The organism is Streptomyces sp. CA-278952 (assembly GCF_028747205.1).
In the GTDB taxonomy this organism is placed as follows: Bacteria; Actinomycetota; Actinomycetes; order Streptomycetales; family Streptomycetaceae; genus Streptomyces.
Map to the genome: position 1 here is coordinate 1,491,852 of NZ_CP112880.1, position 18,776 is coordinate 1,510,627.

At 69.1% G+C, this 18,776-nt stretch carries 13 protein-coding genes; 4 read left to right on the plus strand and 9 right to left on the minus strand.

The window, feature by feature from the left end; all coding sequences use genetic code 11:
* Nucleotides 1-179 precede the first annotated feature (179 nt).
* From N7925_RS06510 to ngcE, 5 genes are all read right to left on the minus strand, one after another.
* Nucleotides 180-1,292: a sugar ABC transporter substrate-binding protein gene (locus tag N7925_RS06510; protein WP_265598550.1), complete on the minus strand. Its 1,113-nt coding sequence runs from the start codon at nt 1,290-1,292 to the stop codon at nt 180-182.
* 120 nt (nt 1,293-1,412) lie between these two features.
* Entirely contained in the window at nt 1,413-2,612 is a 1,200-nt protein-coding gene (locus tag N7925_RS06515; RefSeq protein ID WP_265598551.1) for an ROK family transcriptional regulator, read from the minus strand.
* Between the two features lie 212 nt (nt 2,613-2,824).
* On the minus strand, nt 2,825-3,775 hold the full coding sequence (locus N7925_RS06520; RefSeq protein ID WP_265598552.1) for a carbohydrate ABC transporter permease: 951 nt from the start codon (nt 3,773-3,775) through the stop codon (nt 2,825-2,827).
* Nucleotides 3,775-4,695 carry a carbohydrate ABC transporter permease gene (locus N7925_RS06525; protein WP_265598553.1) on the minus strand — a complete coding sequence of 307 codons (921 nt, stop codon included), beginning with the start codon at nt 4,693-4,695 and terminating at the stop codon, nt 3,775-3,777. The genes N7925_RS06520 and N7925_RS06525 overlap by 1 nt, the downstream gene beginning before the upstream one ends.
* Before the next feature lie 49 nt (nt 4,696-4,744).
* Nucleotides 4,745-6,190, minus strand: a complete 1,446-nt coding sequence (gene ngcE, locus N7925_RS06530) for an N-acetylglucosamine/diacetylchitobiose ABC transporter substrate-binding protein (RefSeq protein ID WP_274343327.1) — start codon at nt 6,188-6,190, stop codon at nt 4,745-4,747.
* A gap of 505 nt (nt 6,191-6,695) precedes the next feature.
* On the opposite strand from ngcE, the gene N7925_RS06535 reads away from it, so the two are divergent.
* Nucleotides 6,696-10,580 (plus strand): GH92 family glycosyl hydrolase, encoded by a 3,885-nt coding sequence (locus tag N7925_RS06535; RefSeq protein ID WP_274343328.1) that lies wholly within the window; start codon nt 6,696-6,698, stop codon nt 10,578-10,580.
* A 236-nt stretch (nt 10,581-10,816) separates the two neighbouring features.
* Here N7925_RS06535 and N7925_RS06540 read toward each other — a convergent pair whose 3' ends face one another.
* Nucleotides 10,817-11,434, minus strand: coding sequence for a histidine phosphatase family protein (locus tag N7925_RS06540; RefSeq protein ID WP_265598556.1), 618 nt, complete (start codon nt 11,432-11,434; stop codon nt 10,817-10,819).
* Between the two features lie 97 nt (nt 11,435-11,531).
* Between N7925_RS06540 and N7925_RS06545 the strand changes: the two genes are divergently transcribed.
* Nucleotides 11,532-12,143: an FxLYD domain-containing protein gene (locus tag N7925_RS06545; RefSeq protein WP_274343329.1), complete on the plus strand. Its 612-nt coding sequence runs from the start codon at nt 11,532-11,534 to the stop codon at nt 12,141-12,143.
* An 84-nt stretch (nt 12,144-12,227) separates the two neighbouring features.
* Here N7925_RS06545 and acnA read toward each other — a convergent pair whose 3' ends face one another.
* Nucleotides 12,228-14,945: an aconitate hydratase AcnA gene (acnA, locus tag N7925_RS06550; RefSeq protein WP_274343330.1), complete on the minus strand. Its 2,718-nt coding sequence runs from the start codon at nt 14,943-14,945 to the stop codon at nt 12,228-12,230.
* A gap of 591 nt (nt 14,946-15,536) precedes the next feature.
* Here acnA and N7925_RS06555 point away from each other — a divergent pair.
* Nucleotides 15,537-16,079 carry a hypothetical protein gene (locus N7925_RS06555; RefSeq protein ID WP_265603769.1) on the plus strand — a complete coding sequence of 181 codons (543 nt, stop codon included), beginning with the start codon at nt 15,537-15,539 and terminating at the stop codon, nt 16,077-16,079.
* A 144-nt stretch (nt 16,080-16,223) separates the two neighbouring features.
* Nucleotides 16,224-16,976, plus strand: coding sequence for an alpha/beta fold hydrolase (locus N7925_RS06560; protein WP_274343331.1), 753 nt, complete (start codon nt 16,224-16,226; stop codon nt 16,974-16,976).
* Nucleotides 16,977-17,097: 121 nt separating this feature from the next.
* Here N7925_RS06560 and N7925_RS06565 read toward each other — a convergent pair whose 3' ends face one another.
* Nucleotides 17,098-18,000 (minus strand): aminoglycoside phosphotransferase family protein, encoded by a 903-nt coding sequence (locus N7925_RS06565; protein ID WP_274343332.1) that lies wholly within the window; start codon nt 17,998-18,000, stop codon nt 17,098-17,100.
* A gap of 228 nt (nt 18,001-18,228) precedes the next feature.
* Entirely contained in the window at nt 18,229-18,663 is a 435-nt protein-coding gene (locus N7925_RS06570; protein ID WP_274343333.1) for a VOC family protein, read from the minus strand.
* Nucleotides 18,664-18,776: the final 113 nt, after the last annotated feature.

The following is an 18,776-nucleotide window of genomic DNA, read 5'->3' on the forward strand; positions in this document are numbered from 1 at the left end:
GCCCGGTAGCGGGACGGTTGGTGTGCGGGGCGCCGGACAGGCTTCCTGGCGCGCGTGCGGGCCGGGGTGCGGCGGGCACGTGCGCGGGCGGTGGGGCCGCCGGCGCCCGCGCGGGAATCGCGGCGGGCGTCGCGGCGGGCGGGACCCGTGGGCTCGGGGGAGGCCCGGGTCCCGGGAGGCTACTTGAGACCGATCTTGTCGCAGGCTGCCTTGTACTTGGCCGAGCAGATCTCGTCCAGCGTCCAGATGCCGTCCTTGATGACGGTGTCCTTGATGTTGTCCTTGGTCAGCGAGACGACCGGGACGAGGACCGTCGGGATGCCCTTCTGGCTGGCGTTGTCGACCTTGGAGGTGGCGATGGAGTCGAGCTTCTCGCCCTTGGCGAGGGCGACGGCCATCTCCGCGGCGACGATGCCCTCGGCGGGGTAGGACTTGTAGACGCTCATGAACTGCTCACCGGTGACGATGCGCTGCACGCCCGCCAGCTCGGCGTCCTGGCCGGTGACCGGCGGGAGCGGCGAGAGGCCGGCGCCCTTGAGGGCGGTGATGATGCCGCCCGCCATGCCGTCGTTGGCGGAGTAGACGCCGTCGATCTTGTCCTTGCCGAGCGCGGTGATCGCCGCTTCCATGTTGGCGTTGGCGTTCTCCGGCTTCCACTCCTTGGTGTCGTACTCCTTGCCGTACTTCACCTTGCCGTCGAGGACCGACTTGGCGCCCGACTTGAAGAGGGCGGCGTTGGGGTCGGTGATCGAGCCGTTCATCATCACGATCGTGCCGCCGTCGGCCTTGTCGCCCAGGGCCTCCAGCAGGGCGGTGCCCTGCACGCGGCCGACCTCTTCGTTGTCGAAGGAGGTGTAGGCGTCGATGGGACCCTCGGCGAGGCGGTCGAAGGCGACGACCGGGATGCCCGCGTCCTTGGCCTTCTTGACGCTGTTCTCGATCGCCTTGGCGTCCACCGCGCCGATGATGAGCGCGTCGACCTTGTTGGTGATCATCGTGTCGATCTGCTGCGACTGGGTGGTCGCGTCCTGCTTGGCGTTGTTGTAGGTGACCTCGGCCTTGCCGTCGGTCAACTCGCTGATCTTCTTCTCGATGATCGGCCGGTCGAACTTCTCGTAACGGGCCGTCTGGTTCTCGGGGAGGAGCAGACCTATCTTCAGGTCGTCGCCCTTCTTCTCCGAGCCCTGTTCGGCCTTGTCACCGGACTCCTTGGCGCTCCCGCAAGCGGCCAGCGAGACCGCCATCGTGGTGGCGGCAACGGCAACGGCGGCACGACGCATACGCGTGTTCATTCTCGAACCTCCCTGACGAGGCCGCGACGTTGCGGCCGAGGTGGCTGGAAGTCAACTCGGCCCCAGCGCCAGCGTCAAGGAGTAAATCCTTAACGAGATGACAACGGTGCCATTCGTTATCTAAGTGAAGGCAGGAGTCGCCGCGGGGAGGTTGCTCTCCAAAAGGGTTGAATCCCCCATCTCGCTGAGGACCAGGGCGAGTGCGCCCAGGACCTCGGCGCGTCCGCCGAGCGCGCCGGGCAGCACCGAGAGCTGCCGGGCTGCGCTGGGGATCGCGTAACGCGACACGGAGTCCCGTATGGGTCCGAGGACCAGCTCCCCGGCCTCCGCCAGCGAGCCGCCGAGCACGACACGGCTGGGGTTGAGCAGATTGCACAGGTTGGCCACGCCGCTGCCTATGTGGCGGCCCACGTCGCCGATCACCCGGCGGCACCCCGGATCGCCCTCCCGGGCCAGCTGGACCACCCGTTCCATGGTGAGCCCGGGGCCGTGGCTGGGCTGGAGCAGCGGCAGGACGTAGCGGGCGGCCGTGAAGGTCTCCAGGCAGCCGCGGTTGCCGCAGCGGCACACCGGGCCCGACTCGTCGAGCGTGATGTGCCCGATCTCGCCGGCCGTGCCGCCGGGGCCCCGGTAGATGGTCCCGTCGATCACCAGACCGGCGCCGACGCCGCTGGCCACCTTGATGTACGCGAGGTCCTTGACGCCCCGCCCGCTCCCCCAGACCAGCTCGCCCAGCGCCCCGAGATTGGCGTCGTTGTCGACGTACACGGGCACGCCGAGGCGGCCGGAGAGCTCCTCGCTGGGGTTGATGCCCGTCCAGCCCGGCAGGATCGAGGTGGAGCCCAGGGTGCCGGACTCGACGTCGATGGGGCCCGGCACGCCGAGACCGATGCCGATCACCTTGTCCGGGCCGATCCCCGTGGCCTCGATCAGCCGCTTGACCAGCACTTCCGCCCGGTCGAAGCCCTCGGCGGACGAGGCGTCGACGTCCAGCGGCTCGGACTCCTCGGCGAGCACCTGGTGGGCGAGGTTGCCGACGGCGACGCGCAGGTGCGTATGGCCGAAGTCGACGCCGATGACGATGCCCGCGTCGCCGCTGAGCGAGACGCTGCGGGCCCGCCGGCCGCCCGCCGAGGTGGGAGTGACCTCGACCGTTCCGCCGTCCTTCAGCTCCCGGACGATATTGGAGACGGTGGCCGCGGAGAGCCCGGTGCTCCGGGCGATCTCCGCCTGGGTGAGCGATCCCGCCATCCGTACGGCGCGTACGACCCGCTCCAGATTGGCCCTGTGCAGCGATGTCTGCGACCCGGGAGTCTCCATCGACTCATCCACTCCTGCCCTTGGCGGGCGGTCCTGGGACCGCCCCGGCCGGGGCCGCAGCGATGAGACCCCGGCTTCCTCCAACATGTGAACTCTAAGCTGACCGTTCGGGGGTGCCTCCCGTCAAGACCTGAGCACGCGCACACCCACAACGGCCCGGTGCCCCGGCGGAGGTATACCGCCGGGGCACCGGGCCTAACGCGCGTCGCGGGCTACTTCAGGGCGCCCGCCGTCAGACCGGAGACGACCTGCCGCTGGAAGATGATGTACGCCGCCAGCACGGGCAGCATCGCGATCACCAGACCGGCGAAGAGGCCGGAGTAGTCGCCCTTGTAGCCCTGGCTGGAGGCCAGCTCCACCAGGCCCTGGGCCAGCACCCGCTTGTCCGGGTCGGTGTTCAGCACCGTGGGCAGCATGTACTGGTTCCACTGCCCCAGGAAGTTGAAGATGCCGACGCTGATCAGGCCGGGCTTGGCCATCGGCAGCATGACCTGGAAGAACGTGCGGGTGTGCGAGGCCCCGTCGATGATCGACGCCTCCGCCACCGAGGTCGGCAGCGTACGGAAGAACGAGGTCAGGAAGAACACGGTGAACGGCAGCGAGTACGCGATGTACACGAGGATCAGGCCGTGGATCGTGTTCAGCAGCCCCATGTTGTCCATGACGTAGAACAACGGGACCAGCGCCAGCATGATCGGGAAGCTCATGCCGCCGACGAACAAGAAGTAAATGAACCGGTTGCCCGGGAACTCGAAGCGGGCGAGCACATAGGCGGCCATGGACCCGAGGACCAGGGTGCCCGTGAGCGACCCGCCCACCACCAGGATGGTGTTCAGGAAGTACTCGCTCATGTGGGCCTGGCTCCAGGCCCGGCCCCAGCTGTCGAAGTTCAGCGAACTGGGCAGCGACCACGGGGTGTTGAAGATGTCCGAGTCACTCTTGAACGAGGACATCACCGCCCAGAACAGCGGCAGGACGACCATGATCGCCCACAGGATCAGCATCCCGTGCGAGAAGACGTTGAGGACCTGGCCCTCGCTCTTCTTCGCGGGGGCCGACGGGCCCTTGCCCACCGGCCCGGTGCGCTGGGCCGGAACCTTCGCCACTTCGGCGTCGGAGGGGGACCCGGAGGGCCCGGGGGGAGGGGTGTCAGTGGTCTTCATCAGAACTCCAGCCGCTCGCGCCGGCCCACCCGCATGACGATGGTGGCGAACGCCAGCGTCACGAGGAGCAGGGCGACACCGATCGTGGTCGCGTAGCCCGCCTGTCCGTCACGGAACGCCGACTGGTACACGTACAGCGGCAGGACGGTGGTCGAGTAGTCGGGCCCGCCGGGACCGACGCTCATGATGTGGACGATCGCGAAGCCCTCGGCTCCGAGCGCCAGGATGCCCATGTAGACCCAGCCGGACTGGACCGTGTCCCACAGCAGGGGCAGCGTGATCCGGAAGAAGGTCGTGAAGCGGCTCGCCCCGTCGAGCAGGGCGGCTTCGTAGAAGTCCTTGGGGATGGAGGCCATGCCCGCGGAGAACAGCACCACGAAGAAGCCGGTCGTGCACCAGACGAGGACCGCCATGATGACCCACAGCGCCAGTTGCGGATCGCCCAGCCAGTTCGGCACGTCGTCGAACCCCACGGCCTTGAGCGTGCCGTTGATCATGCCCTGGGCCGGGTCGAAGGCGAACTGGAACAGGATGGCCACGATCGCGATCGAGAGCACCTGCGGGAAGAAGTACGCGATCTTGTAGAAGCCGGAGCCCCGCACGCCGGTGATGGCGGCGCCCTTGCGGCGCCGCCCGCCCACGTTGAGCATGAAGGCGAAGAAGAGTGCGAGCCCCAGCGTCACCAGCGGAAGCAGAATGGCCAGCAGCACGCTGTGCTGCAGCGATTTCCAGAAGATGTCGTCGTCGAGCATCTTGGTGTAGTTGTCGAACCCGACCATCTTGAAGTCGGGGCTCAGCCCCGTCCAGTCCGTGAACGAGTAGTAGATGGACTGGATGAAGGGCCAGATGACGAAGATGACGTACAACGCCATCGGGACCACCAAGAACCCGACTATGAACCGGTATTTACCGTGTTGCATCGTTACCGACTCCGACCTTCCCGTGCTGCCCGCCGCTGGTGACGCGTGGTCACTGGTGCTTGAAGTGCTTGATGGACTGGTCCTTGGCGGTCGCGTCGGCGAAGGCCTGGATCTTCTTGATGGTCTCGGCCGGCTTGGCGCGGCCGGCCATCATCTCGCCGATCGCGGCGACGCCGATCTGCTCCTTCTGGAGCTTCACGTACCAGTCCTGCAGGCGCGGGTTGACCACGTTGGTGCCGGCCTTCTCCAGTGCGGCGACACCGGACTTCAGGCCGTCGGACAGCTCGATGCCGTCCGTGCCGCCGTTGAAGGCGGAGAGCGACTTGGTGCTGGTGGTGAAGGACTTGGAGGAGGCCTCGCTGAGCATGATGCGCAGCTGCTCCATGCCGCCCTCGGGGTTCTTCGCCTTGCTGGGGACGATGAACGGCTCGCCGCCGGACGCCCAGAGGGTGCCGAAGGGCAGCTTGTCCGAGGAGTCGAGGCTGGAGGGAGCGCCCACGGACAGTTTGAAGTCCTTGGGGATGATGGCCGCTTCCTCGTTCTCGACCCAGGAGCCGTTCGGGATGAACAGCGCCTTGCCGCGGGCCCACGCGCCCTGGGAACCGCGGTGGTCCAGGCCCGGGGTGCCATCGAGGATGTAGTCGTTGGCGACGAGCTCGTAGTACGCCTCGAAGGCCGCCTTGACCGCGGGGTGCTCCCAGGCCTTCGGCTCCAGGTTGTCGATCGCGTCGAGGACCTCGACGCCGCCGATCTTGCCGATGAAGGGGTACAGCGAGAAGGGGATGTAGTAGGGGTGCTTGCCGGGGTAGGTCCAGCCGGCGATGCCCTGCTTCTTCGCCTTCTTGCAGAGCGCGAGCATCTCGTCCCAGGTCTCCGGGTACGTGGCGTCGAGCTTCTCCAGCGCGGTCTGCGAGTACCAGACGCCGTAGACCGTGTACGCGTAGTACATGATCCAGACCGGGTCGCCGTCGAACTGGCCCATCTCGACGATGCCCGGCCGCAGGGTGTCGCGGACCTTCTTGGCGGGGTCGTCGATGGAGGGGGCGTCGAGCAGCGGGGTCAGGTCGGTGAGCTGCTTCTTGCCGACCAGCACGCCCATGTCCATCTGCTGGGCACCGGAGTTGTCGATCAGGTCCGGCGGGGTACCACCGTTGAACCGCGGCTGAAGAACCGACTGGATCTTCTGCGTCGCGGAGAACTTGACCTTCGCTTCGGGATAGGTCTTCTCGTAGACGGCCTTGGCGTCCTCGGCGTACTTGGTGCCGAAGCCACCGTCGAAGATGACGATCTCCAGCGGTGCGCTGCCGTTGACGGCCAGCGGGTTCTTCTCGGTCTTTTCGCCCTTTTCGACCTTGTCGTCGCTGCTGCTGTCGCCGCTCGCGCAGGCGGACAGGAAGCTCATCGTCGGAACAGCGATCAGGCCGAGTGCGGCAGAACGCTTGATCAGATCGCGACGGCCAAGGCCCTCATTGTTGTGGGCGGAGGTGGATCCCATGCTCAAGTCCTCGCCTTCTCCAGGACTCAGGCGGTGTACCGGTCACCCGTCGAAATTCGCCTCAGGCGAAGGGCCCCGCCACCGCGGTCAGTTGCGCTTGGGTCATGCGGATATGCAGATGTACCGGACAGGCCGGTGCAGTGGGGATGCCGGAAGACCGTACAGCGAGGACACCTCTGGCGTCCTCGCAACCGTCCCTGTTTCCCCCGCGCGCACGTCCGCGTGAAAGCGGCCGTGCAGGTGCCGACAGGTATAGTCCACTTGTCGCCAACTGAGCAAGATCGAACGCAGGTTTGGGCGGCAGTCTTTCCCGAGTTGAGACCTCACGGACACCTCGGCACCCCGCGCCCTCCTCCCGCGGCGGCTATTTCCCCATTCCGGCCGATTCGCCGACGGCCCCCGCGGCAACACCCTTGACACGTCCCGCCACTTGGATCCCTACTGGACCTTGCATCCCGCTATGACAACGTTGTCCATGCATTTTCCCGGGGAGGAACGGCTCGGCATGCAGCCACCACGCGGCATCGATCACGGATCAGACAAGGCCCCTCACGCGGTCCCCCGCCCGGCTCACCGCCGGAGACGGACCCCCACAGCAGCCGCCCTGGCGGCCTCCCTCGCCCTGGTGGTGATCGCCCCCGCGGTCGCCACCGCCCAGCCCTCCTCGCCGGACCGGAAGCCGTCCGGCGACCGCACCTTCAGCACCTCCTTCGAGGCGGACGAGAAGCAGCCGGACTGGCGCAGCACCGTCGAGGAGGGCCCCGACGGCGAGAAGCGCTCCTCGGGCGTCGACGGGGGCTTCTCGTCCGGCATACCGGGCAATGTCACCGACCGGGTGACGGAGCTTCGCGCGAGCGCCGAGAACACCGCCGGCGGGGAGGTCAAGGAGAACCTCGTCGACGTCGAGCCGGGCTCCAAGTGGCTGACGTTCAAGCCCACCGGCTGGGTCGAGTTCGATCTGGACGCACCCGTCGAGGTCGTGACGTACGCCCTCACCTCGGCCAACGACCACGCCGAGCGCGACCCGAAGGACTGGACGCTCAAGGGCTCGGCGGACGGCAAGGAGTGGACCGACCTCGACACCCGCACCGGCGAGAAATTCGCCAAGCGGCACGAGACGAAGACGTACGACTTCGCGGGTGACACCGCCTACCGGCACTTCCGCCTGGAGATCACCGCGAACAACGGCGCTTCGGACGCCCTCCAGCTCGCCGACGTTCAGTTCTCGAACGGTGACACCTCCGCGCCGGTGCCCGAAGAGATGCGCAGCCAGGTCGACCGCGGCCCCTCCGGATCTCCCACCGCGAAGTCCGGCGCGGGATTCACCGGAAAGAAGGCGCTGCGTTACGCGGGCACCCACACGCCCGAGGGACGCGCCTACTCGTACAACAAGATCTTCGACGTGAACACGGCCGTCACCAAGGACACCGAGCTGTCCTACCTGGTCTACCCGCAGATGGGCGAGACGGACCTGAACTATCCCGCCACCCACGTCGCGGTGGACCTGGCCTTCACCGACGGCACGTACCTGAGCGAGCTGAAGGCCACCGACAGCCACGGCGGGCTGCTCACCCCGCAGGGCCAGGCGGACGCCAAGCGCCTCTACGTCAACCAGTGGAACAAGGTCGCCGCCCGTCTCGGCACGGTCGCCGCGGGCAAGACGGTCGACCGGATCCTGGTGGCGTACGACTCCCCCAAGGGGAAGGCGAAGTTCCAGGGCTGGATCGACGACATCACGATCGCCCCGAAGAAGCCCGAGAAGCGCAAGGCGCACCTGGCGGACTACGCGCTGACGACCCGCGGCACCAACTCCAGCGGGGGCTTCTCTCGCGGCAACAACATTCCGGCCACGGCCGTCCCGCACGGCTTCAACTTCTGGACGCCGGTCACCAACGCGGGCACCACCAGCTGGCTGTACGACTACCACCGGGGCAACAACGCGGACAACCTCCCGACGCTCCAGGCCTTCGCCGCCAGCCATGAGCCGAGCCCCTGGATGGGCGACCGGCAGACCTTCCAGCTGATGCCGTCGGCCGCGAGCGGCACCCCGGACGCGTCCCGGACGGCCCGCGCGCTGCCGTTCCGGCACGAGAACGAGACGGCGAAGCCGCACTACTACGGCGTCACGTTCGAGAACGGCCTCAAGGCCGAGATGACGCCGACCGACCACGCGGCCCGGATGCGGTTCACCTATCCGGGCAAGGACGCGAGCCTGGTCTTCGACAACGTCACGAACGACGGCGGCATCACCCTCGATGCGAAGACCGGCTCCTTCTCCGGCTACTCGGACGTCAAGAGCGGCCTGTCCACCGGGGCGACCCGGATGTTCGTGTACGGCGTCTTCGACGCGCCGGTCACCGACAGCGGCAAGCTGAAGGGCGGCGGGGGCGACGACGTCACCGGGTTCTTCCGCTTCGACGCGGGCAAGGACCGCACGGTCAACCTGCGGCTGGCCACCTCGCTGATCGGCGTCGACCAGGCGAAGCAGAACCTGGCCATGGAGATCCCGGAGTCCACCTCCTTCGACCGGGTGCAGCGCAAGGCGCGGGGCGCCTGGGACGACATCCTGCGGACGGTAGAGGTCGAGGGCGCCAACGCCGACCAGCTCACGACCCTCTACTCCAGCCTCTACCGGCTCTACCTGTACCCGAACTCCGGCCACGAGAAGGTGAAGGGGAAGACCAAGTACGCCAGCCCCTTCTCCAAGGCGGTCGGTGAGAACACCCCGACGCGGACCGGCGCGAAGATCGTCGACGGCGAGGTGTACGTCAACAACGGCTTCTGGGACACCTACCGCACGACGTGGCCCGCCTACTCCTTCTTTTCCCCGAAGAAGGCCGGCGAGCTGGTGGACGGCTTCGTCCAGCACTACAAGGACGGCGGCTGGACCTCGCGCTGGTCCTCCCCCGGTTACGCGGACCTGATGACCGGCACCAGCTCGGACGTGGCGTTCGCCGACGCGTACGTCAAGGGCGTGAAGTTCGACGCCGAGGCGGCGTACGACGCGGCGCTCAAGAACGCCACCGTGGCCCCGCCGTCCTCGGGCGTCGGCCGCAAGGGCCTCGAGACCTCGGTCTTCACCGGCTACGCGGACACCGCCACCCACGAGGGCCTGTCCTGGTCGCTGGAGGGCTACGTCAACGACTTCGGCATCGCCCGCATGGGCCAGGAGCTGTACAAGAAGACGAAGAAGGCGCGGTACAAGGAAGAGTCCGAGTACTTTATGAACCGGGCCCAGAAGTACGTCAAGCTCTTCGACGACAAGGCCGGGTTCTTCCAGGGCAAGAAGCCGAACGGCGACTGGCGTCTGCCCTCGGGCAGTTACGACCCCCGCGTCTGGGGCTACGACTACACCGAGACGAATGGCTGGGGCTACGCCTTCACCGCCCCGCAGGACAGCCGGGGCCTGGCCAACCTGTACGGCGGCCGCGACGGTCTCGGCAAGAAGCTGGACACGTACTTCTCCACCCCGGAGACGGCGGGTCCGGAGTTCGTCGGCAGCTACGGCGGCGTCATCCACGAGATGACCGAGGCGCGTGACGTGCGGATGGGCCAGTACGGGCACAGCAACCAGGTCGCCCACCACGCCACGTACATGTACAACGCGGCCTCGCAGCCGTACAAGACGCAGGAGAAGGTCCGCGAGGTGCTGGGCCGGCTGTACGTCGGCAGCGAGATCGGGCAGGGCATCCACGGCGACGAGGACAACGGCGAGCAGTCGGCCTGGTTCCTCTTCTCCTCGCTCGGCTTCTACCCGCTGGTGATGGGCAGTGGGGAGTACGCGATCGGCTCGCCGCTCTTCAAGAAGGTCACCGTCCGCATGGACAACGGCCGCAAGCTGACCGTGAAGGCCCCGAAGAACAGCGACAAGAACATCTACGTGCAGGGCGTGAAGGTCAACGGCAAGAAGTGGACCTCCACGGCGCTCCCGCACGACGTCCTGGCCAAGGGCGGCACGCTGGAGTTCGACATGGGCCCGAAGCCCTCGGCGTGGGGCACGGGCGAGGACGCGGCCCCGGTCTCCGTCCAGAAGGACGACAAGGTCCCGACGCCCAAGGGCGACGCGCTGAAGGGCGACGGCGCGCTCTTCGACGACACCTCCGCCACCTCGGCGACGGTGGAGCAGGTGGAGCTGCCGGTGTCCTCGGCGACGAAGGGCGTCCAGTACACGCTGACCTCGGCGGCGGCCGACAAGGCCCCGACGGGCTGGACGCTCCAGGGGTCGGCGGACGGCGAGAAGTGGACGGACATCGACCGCCGCTCCGGCCAGTCGTTCGCCTGGGACAAGCAGACCCGGGTGTTCTCGGTGGACAAGCCGGGCTCGTACACCGCGTACCGGCTGGTGCTGACGGGTTCGGCGACGCTCGCGGAGGTGGAGCTGCTCTCCTGACCCGTACGCGATGAGTGCGGGCGGCCGGCATCCAGAGGGCGGGGTGCCGGCCGTCGGCGTTCATGGCTGTCGGAGTCTCTCGGGCGGGCGGGGTTCAGTGCGGCGGGAGGCTTTCCGGCAACGCCGGGTTCAGCGCGGCGGGAGGCTCCCGGGCAGCGCGGGGTTCACCGCGGCTGGAGGCTCCCGGGGCAGCGCGGGGTTCACCGCGGCTGGAGGCTCCCGGGGCAGCGCGGGGTTCACCGCGGCTGGAGGCTTTCCGGCAGGGCCACGTTGAGCGCGACGACGACCGGCCGGCCGTGTTCGGTGCCGAGCCGGGAGACGGCTCCGGTGGCGAGCTGGAAGAGCCGCCCCTCGGCCGGGGTCAGGCCGAGGTAGCGGGCGGTGAGGACGCGCAGGAAGTGCGAGTGCGCGACGAGCGCGATGTCCGCGCTCCCGATTCCGTCGGCGGCGGACCGGACGCCCGCGAGAACCTGGTCGGCCCGCTGCCCGATCTGGGCGGGGCTCTCGCCGGGGTGCTCCTCGGAGCCGGGGTCGACGCCGTCGGTCCACAGGTTCCAGAAGGGCCGGGTGCGACGAATCGCCGGGGTGGTGATGCCCTCGTAGCCGCCGTAGTCCCACTCCCGCAGCTCGGGGGTGATCCGGGGATCGGGGAGTCCGGCCAGTTCGGCGGTGCGGCGGGCCCGGATCATCGGGCTGACGAGGGTGAGCCCGATGTTCCGGTCGGCCAGCAGCGGGACGAGCGCGCGGGCCTGGCGCTCCCCGACGTCGGTGAGCGGGAGGTCGGTGAAGCTCGTGTGCTGTCCGGATCGGGACCACTCGGTCTCGCCGTGCCGGATGAGGATCAGCTCGCCCATGGGGTCCGTTCGCTTTCTGTACAGGTGGTGCCGATGGCGCGGGTGGGGCCCCGTACCGTAAGTCCCTCACCTGATCCATTTCCCGTGGGGGGACCGCATGTCCGACTACTTCCCGCCTCCGCCGCCCGAACAGCCGCAACCGGAGCACCGGGCTCCGGTCGGCGCGTCGCCGCCCTCGCCGTGGGCGGCCCCCGCGGAGCCGCCGGGCAAGCGGCGTACGGGGCTGATCGTTACGCTCGCCGTGGGCGGCGGGCTGGTCGTGGCGGGGGTGATGGTGGCGCTCGTCTACGCGTTGATGGACTCGGTCTCGGACTCCATCGCGCTGCCGCCCGAGCGGTCGGAAGCGCCCTACTCCGCACCGTACGACGAGGAGCCGTACGAGGAGGAACCGTACGACGAGGAGCCACTGGAACCCGTCGCGCCCGGGCCGGCCGCCGAGGGGGACGTCACGATCGCGAAGTGCACGCGCGACTCCCTGATCGGCTGGCCGCACGCGGAGCTGAAGATCGTGAACAGGTCCGGAAGCCCGGCGGCGTACGTCGTGTCCATCACGTTCGTGAACGCGGACGGCGCTGTGGTGTCCGACGGCATCGCGACCACCGAGGAGGTCGCCCCCGGCGCGTCGGTCAAGGTCAGGGCCCAGGGGTCCGGCGAGGTGGCCGCGAGCACCAAGTGCCGGATCGCCGAAGTGGATCGGCATGCGCTGTGACGGCCCGTTAGCCCGACGGTACGCGGAAGGGCCGCATCCCGGGGGCAACCCGGGATGCGGCCCTTACCGCTCTGTCCGGCCCGCCTACTTGCGGATCAGGCTGCGGAGCACGTACTGCAGGATGCCGCCGTTGCGGTAGTAGTCCGCCTCGCCGGGGGTGTCGATGCGCACGACGCCGTCGAACTCCACACCGGTGTCGGTGGTGACCTTGACCGTGCGCGGGGTGGTGCCGTTGTTCAGCTCGGTGACGCCGGTGAAGGAGAAGGTCTCCTCGCCGGTGAGGCCGAGGGTCTCGGCGGTCTGGCCCTCGGGGAACTGGAGCGGGAGGACGCCCATGCCAATGAGGTTCGAGCGGTGGATGCGCTCGTAGGACTCGGCGATGACGGCCTTGACGCCGAGGAGCGCGGTGCCCTTGGCGGCCCAGTCGCGGGACGAACCGGAGCCGTACTCCTTGCCCGCGAGGATCGCGAGGGGGGTGCCGGCGGCCTGGTAGTTCTGCGAGGCGTCGTAGATGAACGACACCGGACCGTCTTCCTTGGTGAAGTCGCGGGTGTAGCCGCCCTCGGTGCCCGGCGCGATCTGGTTGCGCAGGCGGATGTTGGCGAACGTGCCGCGGATCATGACCTCGTGGTTGCCACGGCGCGAGCCGTAGGAGTTGAAGTCACGGCGCTCGATGCCGTGCTCGGTGAGGTACTTGCCGGCCGGGGTGTCGCCCTTGATGGCGCCGGCCGGGGAGATGTGGTCCGTGGTGACCGAGTCGCCGAGCTTGGCGAGCACCCGGGCGCCGGTGATGTCCTCGACCGGGGACGTCTCCATCGTCATGCCCTCGAAGTACGGGGGCTTGCGCACGTAGGTGGACTCGGAGTCCCACTCGAAGGTGTCGCCGGTCGGGATCTCCAGCGCCTGCCACTGGGCGTCGCCCGCGAAGACGTCGGCGTAGGACTTGTTGAACATGTCCTCGCCGATGGAGTTCGCCACGACGTCGTTGACCTCGGCCTCGGTGGGCCAGATGTCGGTCAGGTAGACCGGCTTGCCGTCCTGGTCGACGCCGAGGGCGTCCTTGGTGATGTCGACCTTCATCGAACCGGCGATGGCGTACGCGACGACCAGCGGCGGGGACGCCAGGTAGTTCATCTTGACGTCGGGGTTGATCCGGCCCTCGAAGTTACGGTTGCCGGAGAGCACCGAGGTGACCGCGAGGTCGTTCTCGTTGACCGCCTTGGAGACCTCGTCCGGCAGCGGGCCGGAGTTGCCGATGCAGGTGGTGCAGCCGTAGCCGACGAGGTTGAAGCCGACCTTGTCGAGGTACGGGGTCAGACCCGCCCTGTCGAAGTAGTCGGTGACGACCTTCGAGCCCGGGGCGAGGGTGGTCTTGACCCACGGCTTGCGGGTCAGGCCCTTCTCGACCGCCTTCTTCGCCACGAGCGCGGCGGCGACCATGACGTAGGGGTTCGAGGTGTTGGTGCAGGAGGTGATCGCGGCGACGGTGACGGCGCCGTGGTCGATCTCGTACGTCGAGCCGTCGGGGGCCGTGACGGTGACCGGCTTCGACGGAACGCCGTTCGGGGTGGTGGACGGGGCGTCGGAGGCCGGGAAGGACTCCTTGCTCGCCTCCATCTCGTCCGCGACGTAGTTGCGCACGTCCTGGGTGAACTGCTGCGCGGCGTTGGCCAGGACGATGCGGTCCTGCGGGCGCTTCGGGCCGGCGATGGAGGGGACGACCGTGGAGAGGTCGAGCTCCAGCTTCTCGGAGAAGTCCGGCTCGGCGGCCGGGTCCAGCCAGAGGCCCTGCTCCTTGGCGTACGCCTCGACGAGGGCGACCTGCTGCTCGTCGCGGCCGGTCAGGCGCAGGTACTTCAGCGTCTCGTCGTCGATCGGGAAGATCGCGGCGGTGGAGCCGAACTCCGGCGACATGTTGCCGATGGTGGCGCGGTTGGCGAGCGAGGTGGCGGCGACGCCCTCACCGTAGAACTCGACGAACTTGCCGACGACGCCGTGCTTGCGGAGCATCTCGGTGATGGTCAGCACGAGGTCGGTGGCGGTGGTGCCGGCCGGCAGCTCGCCGGTCAGCTTGAAGCCGACGACGCGCGGGATGAGCATGGAGACCGGCTGGCCGAGCATCGCGGCCTCGGCCTCGATGCCGCCGACGCCCCAGCCCAGCACGCCGAGGCCGTTGACCATGGTGGTGTGCGAGTCGGTGCCCACGAGCGTGTCGGGGTACGCCTGGCCGTTCCGGACCATGACGGTGCGGGCCAGGTGCTCGATGTTCACCTGGTGGACGATGCCGGTGCCCGGGGGGACGACCTTGAACTCGTCGAAGGCGGTCTGGCCCCAGCGCAGGAACTGGTAGCGCTCCTTGTTGCGGCCGTACTCCAGCTCGACGTTCTGGCCGAAGGCTTCCTTGGTGCCGAACTTGTCGGCGATGACGGAGTGGTCGATGACCAGCTCGGCCGGGGCCAGCGGGTTGATCTTCGCCGGGTCCCCGCCGAGCTCCTTGACGGCCTCACGCATGGTGGCGAGGTCCACGACGCACGGCACGCCGGTGAAGTCCTGCATGATCACGCGGGCCGGCGTGAACTGGATCTCCTGGCTGGGCTGCGCCTGGGAGTCCCAGCCGCCGATGGCCCGGATGTGATCGGCGGTGATGTTCGCGCCGTCCTCGGTACGGAGCAGGTTCTCCAGCAGGACCTTCAGGCTGTACGGGAGGCGCGCGGAGCCCTCTACCTTGTCCAGCTTGAAGATCTCGTACGACTCGTCGCCCACGCGCAGCGTGCTGCGGGCGTCGAAGCTGTTCGCCGACACGACAGTCTCCTTCTTCAATGTGCGCGTATCTCCGCGCCGCGCCTCATTGGCAGTCGGCGCCGCGTTTGCCGTCTACTGCCCCGACCATCCGCTAAGGTAAGGATTAGTTAGGTAACCCTTACCGGCGGCGGCTGCGGTGCTCCTCGGCAGATATCTCGATGTCGAGATAACTCTAGTACATAGCCGCCGCTCGGTCATGCCCAGGTGCCCCTGTCCGCTGTCATCGAGTACAGACGTCTGACAGCCGACCCAGTCGTTTCGGCTTTCCTGCCGGTGAACCTGGAAACCTGGCCGCACGGACGGGTCGTCCCGCGGTAACCCGTCATCCCCGGGGCGGAGCGTCCGGATTCGTGCTCGCCCGCCCGGCGGAGGTGGTTCGGTCTGCGGAGCGATCCTTACCGGCCTCGCCTGCTGCGAGTCTCGAAGCGCACGGGCCGATCCGGCCCGTGGACGTGAGGAGCGCAGATGTCCCAGGCCAGGCCGACCACGATCACGACCACGACCACGACCACCGACGAAGCAGCAGACACGCCGCGCCGCGAGGGCCGCCTGCCCCGGACGTGGCGTGCGGCGCACGAGCCCGTCGCAGGGGTGCCGCGCTGGGCCCGCCGGGTCGCCTACGCGGTGCCGCTGGTGGTGCTCCCGTCCGGGATCTGGCGCCTGGGCGTGCTGTTCACCGCGGACAAGCGTGGCGGGTCGATCGCGGACTGGGCGATGAACGGCTACGTCGTCCTCCTCACCCTCGTCTCCGAGGTCCTCGCCTTCACGGCCGTCGGGCTGGTCGCCCGGTGGGGCGAGGTGTTCCCGCGCTGGATACCGGGATGGGGCGGGCGGCGGGTACCGACGGCCGCCGCGGTCGTCCCGGCCACGATCGGGGCGACGATCCTGACCCTGGTCTTCACCGTCATCGCGATCATCACCACGGTCACCCAGTCCAAGACCAACGGCGATCCGCTGCCGGCCAACTTCCCGAGCAGGGCCGGCGGCTGGGAGACCGTCTACTTCTATGCCTCCTACGCCCCTCTGGTCCTGTGGGGCCCCATGGTCGGCATCCTGACGTACGCGTACTGGCGCCGTCGCAGGTCGGCGACGGCCGGGCCGCTGATGCCGTCGACAGCCGGCAGCGCCTGCTAAGGGCTGTCCCGACGGTCCCGACGTCCCGGTGCCCCGGTGTCGACGGACAAGAGCGCCATCACGTGATCCCTTGCCCATCAAGCCAGTCGCGAGCGGGGCCCCGCCGGTAGAGTCCGGGTGAGGACGACATCACCTGGGGGGCTGATGACGACAGCGGACGCGTCACCCATGGCCGCGGATGCGCTGCCCATGGTCTTCGTGCACGGGACACGTTTCAGCGCGGGCCAGTGGAGTAGCCAGCTCGCCGCGCTCCGGGAGGAATTTCCGGTGGCCGCCGTCGACCTGCCGGGCCACGGGGCGCGCTCGGACGAGCCCTGGAGCCTGAGCGCCGCGACCGGGATCATCGCCTCCGCGGTGGACTCGCTCGGCCGCGGCCCGGCCCTGGTCGTGGGGCATTCACTCGGCGGATACGCAGCGCTGGAGTTCGCGCGAAGCCACCCGGAACGGCTGTGCGGACTGGTCCTCACCGGCGCCAGCGCCTCCACCCGCGGCCCGTGGGCCACGCCGTACCGGTGGGTCGCCGGACTGGTGCCGCGTATACCGGCGGACCGCCTGACCCGGTGGAACGACTGGTTGCTGCTGCGGCACTATCCGCCGGAGGTGGTGGAGGCGACCATCCGCTCCGGCTACGCCTTCCACACCATGCCCGCCGCCTGGGGCGAGGTACTGGGCCGCTTCGACGCGGGCGCGATGCGGCACGTGGCGGCACCGGCGCTGATCCTCAACGGCGAGAAGGACAGCGTCTTCCGGTCCGGCGAGGCGGACTTCGCCCGCGCGCACCGGCACGCCCGTGTCGAACTGATCCCGCGGGCAGGACACCTCGCGAACTTCGACGCGCCGGACGCCTTCACCGATGCCGTACGCCGCTTCGCGCGGCAGCTCACCGCGACCGGCTGAGCGCCTCGCCCCCACCACGCCGGTACGGCAGGACGGGGGCCGTACGCGGAACGGGGTGCCCAGACCACGCCCGTACGCAGAACGGGGTGCTCAGACCACGCCCGTACGCAGAACGGGGTGCTCAGACCACGCCCGTACGCAGAACGCGGTCGAGTGCCGTCCGGCCCGCGGGCCCCCAGGTCGGCTTGCCGCCGGGAAGCCCCCGGTCCCCGTTCCGGCCCATGAACATGAGGACCAGGCTCTTGATGGCGGCCAACCCGCGGGCGCGCCGGATCATCGCCTCGTCCGCACGCCCGTACGCGTCGAAGAACCGTGGGGCGGCGCCCGCGGGGAGGACGACCCATGCGGCCGCGAGGTCCCACGCCGGGTCACCGGCGAACAGGTCACCGAAGTCGATCACGCCCGAGAGCGTCCCGTCCGACACGACGACGTTCGCGGGGTGGAGGTCGCCGTGCACCCATACCGGCGGCCCCTCCCACTCCGGGGCCGCGACGGCATCGTCCCAGACGGCCCGGACCTCGTCGGCGATGCCGTCGGGGACGACGGCGTGGAAGAAGTGGTCGAACCCCTCCGTGTGCGCACGGGGAGGACCGCCGCGGTCCGAACCGGCCGGCGCGTCGGCGGGCGCCTCCACGTGGAGCGCCCGGAGGAAGTCCGCCAGAGCGCCGGCCGCATGGTCGCCGCGGCTGATCGAGGTGCGGTCCAGGGGCTCACCGGGGACCCACGTCATGATCGTCCAGGGCTTCGGGAAGCGTACGGACGGTTCGCCGGCCCGCACGGGGTTCGGGACGGGGAGGGGCAGGCGAGGAGCCAGGACCGGCAGCCACCGGCGCTCCTTGAGCTGGAGCTCCGGGGCGCGTTCCGTACGCGGCATACGGACGGCCAACTCGTCCCCGAGGCGCCACTGCTGGTTGTCCCATCCGCCCTCGACCTCGCGGACGGCCAGCCGCGCGAGGTCCGGATGCTGCTCCTGGAGCAGGCCGCGGACCAGGTCCGCCGTGATCTCGATCTCGGAGTCGGTCATGCGGAGCCACGGTAGTGCGGCGGACCCGCCGGACGGGCCCGGGGTCCGGCCCCGGGGCAGGGCCCGAGGACAGGCCCCGGGGCCAGGGCCCAGGGACAGGGCTCGGGGTCCGGCCCCGGGGGCAGGGCTCGGGGACAGGCCCCGGGGGCAGGGCTCGGGGACAGGACTCGGGGACAGGGCCCGGGGACAGGGCCCGGGGACAGGGCCCGGGGACAGGCCCCGGGGGTGTCAGTCGAGACAGAACTCGTTGCCCTCGATGTCCTGCATGACGAGGCAGGACTCGTTCTCCTCGTCGGCGAGGAGCAGGCGCTGGCGCACCGCACCGAGCGGGACCAGCCGCGCGCATTCGGCCTCCAGCGCGGCGAGGCGCTCCTCCCCCACGAGCCCGGTGCCGACCCGCACGCACAGATGCACCCGGTTCTTGACGACCTTGCCTTCGGGAACGCGCTGGAAGTACATCCGAGGGCCCACACCCGTGGGGTCCTGGCAGACGAATCCCGCGTCCCGCTTCTCGGGCGGCAGCGAGAGGTCGTAATCGCCCCACGTGGCGAACCCCTCCGGCGGCGGCGGAACGACGTACCCCAGCACCTCGCACCAGAAATACGCGACGCGCGAGGGCGACGCGCAGTCGAAGGTGATCTGTACCTGCCTGATCGGAGCCATCGGGCCACCCTAGCGGCGCGTCTTTCGCCGAGCCTCCGAATTTCGCCGCCGCGGAATGCACGGTACGAAGCACCGCCGGCGGATCGCCGAGCCACTGACGCCCTTCCCGACGT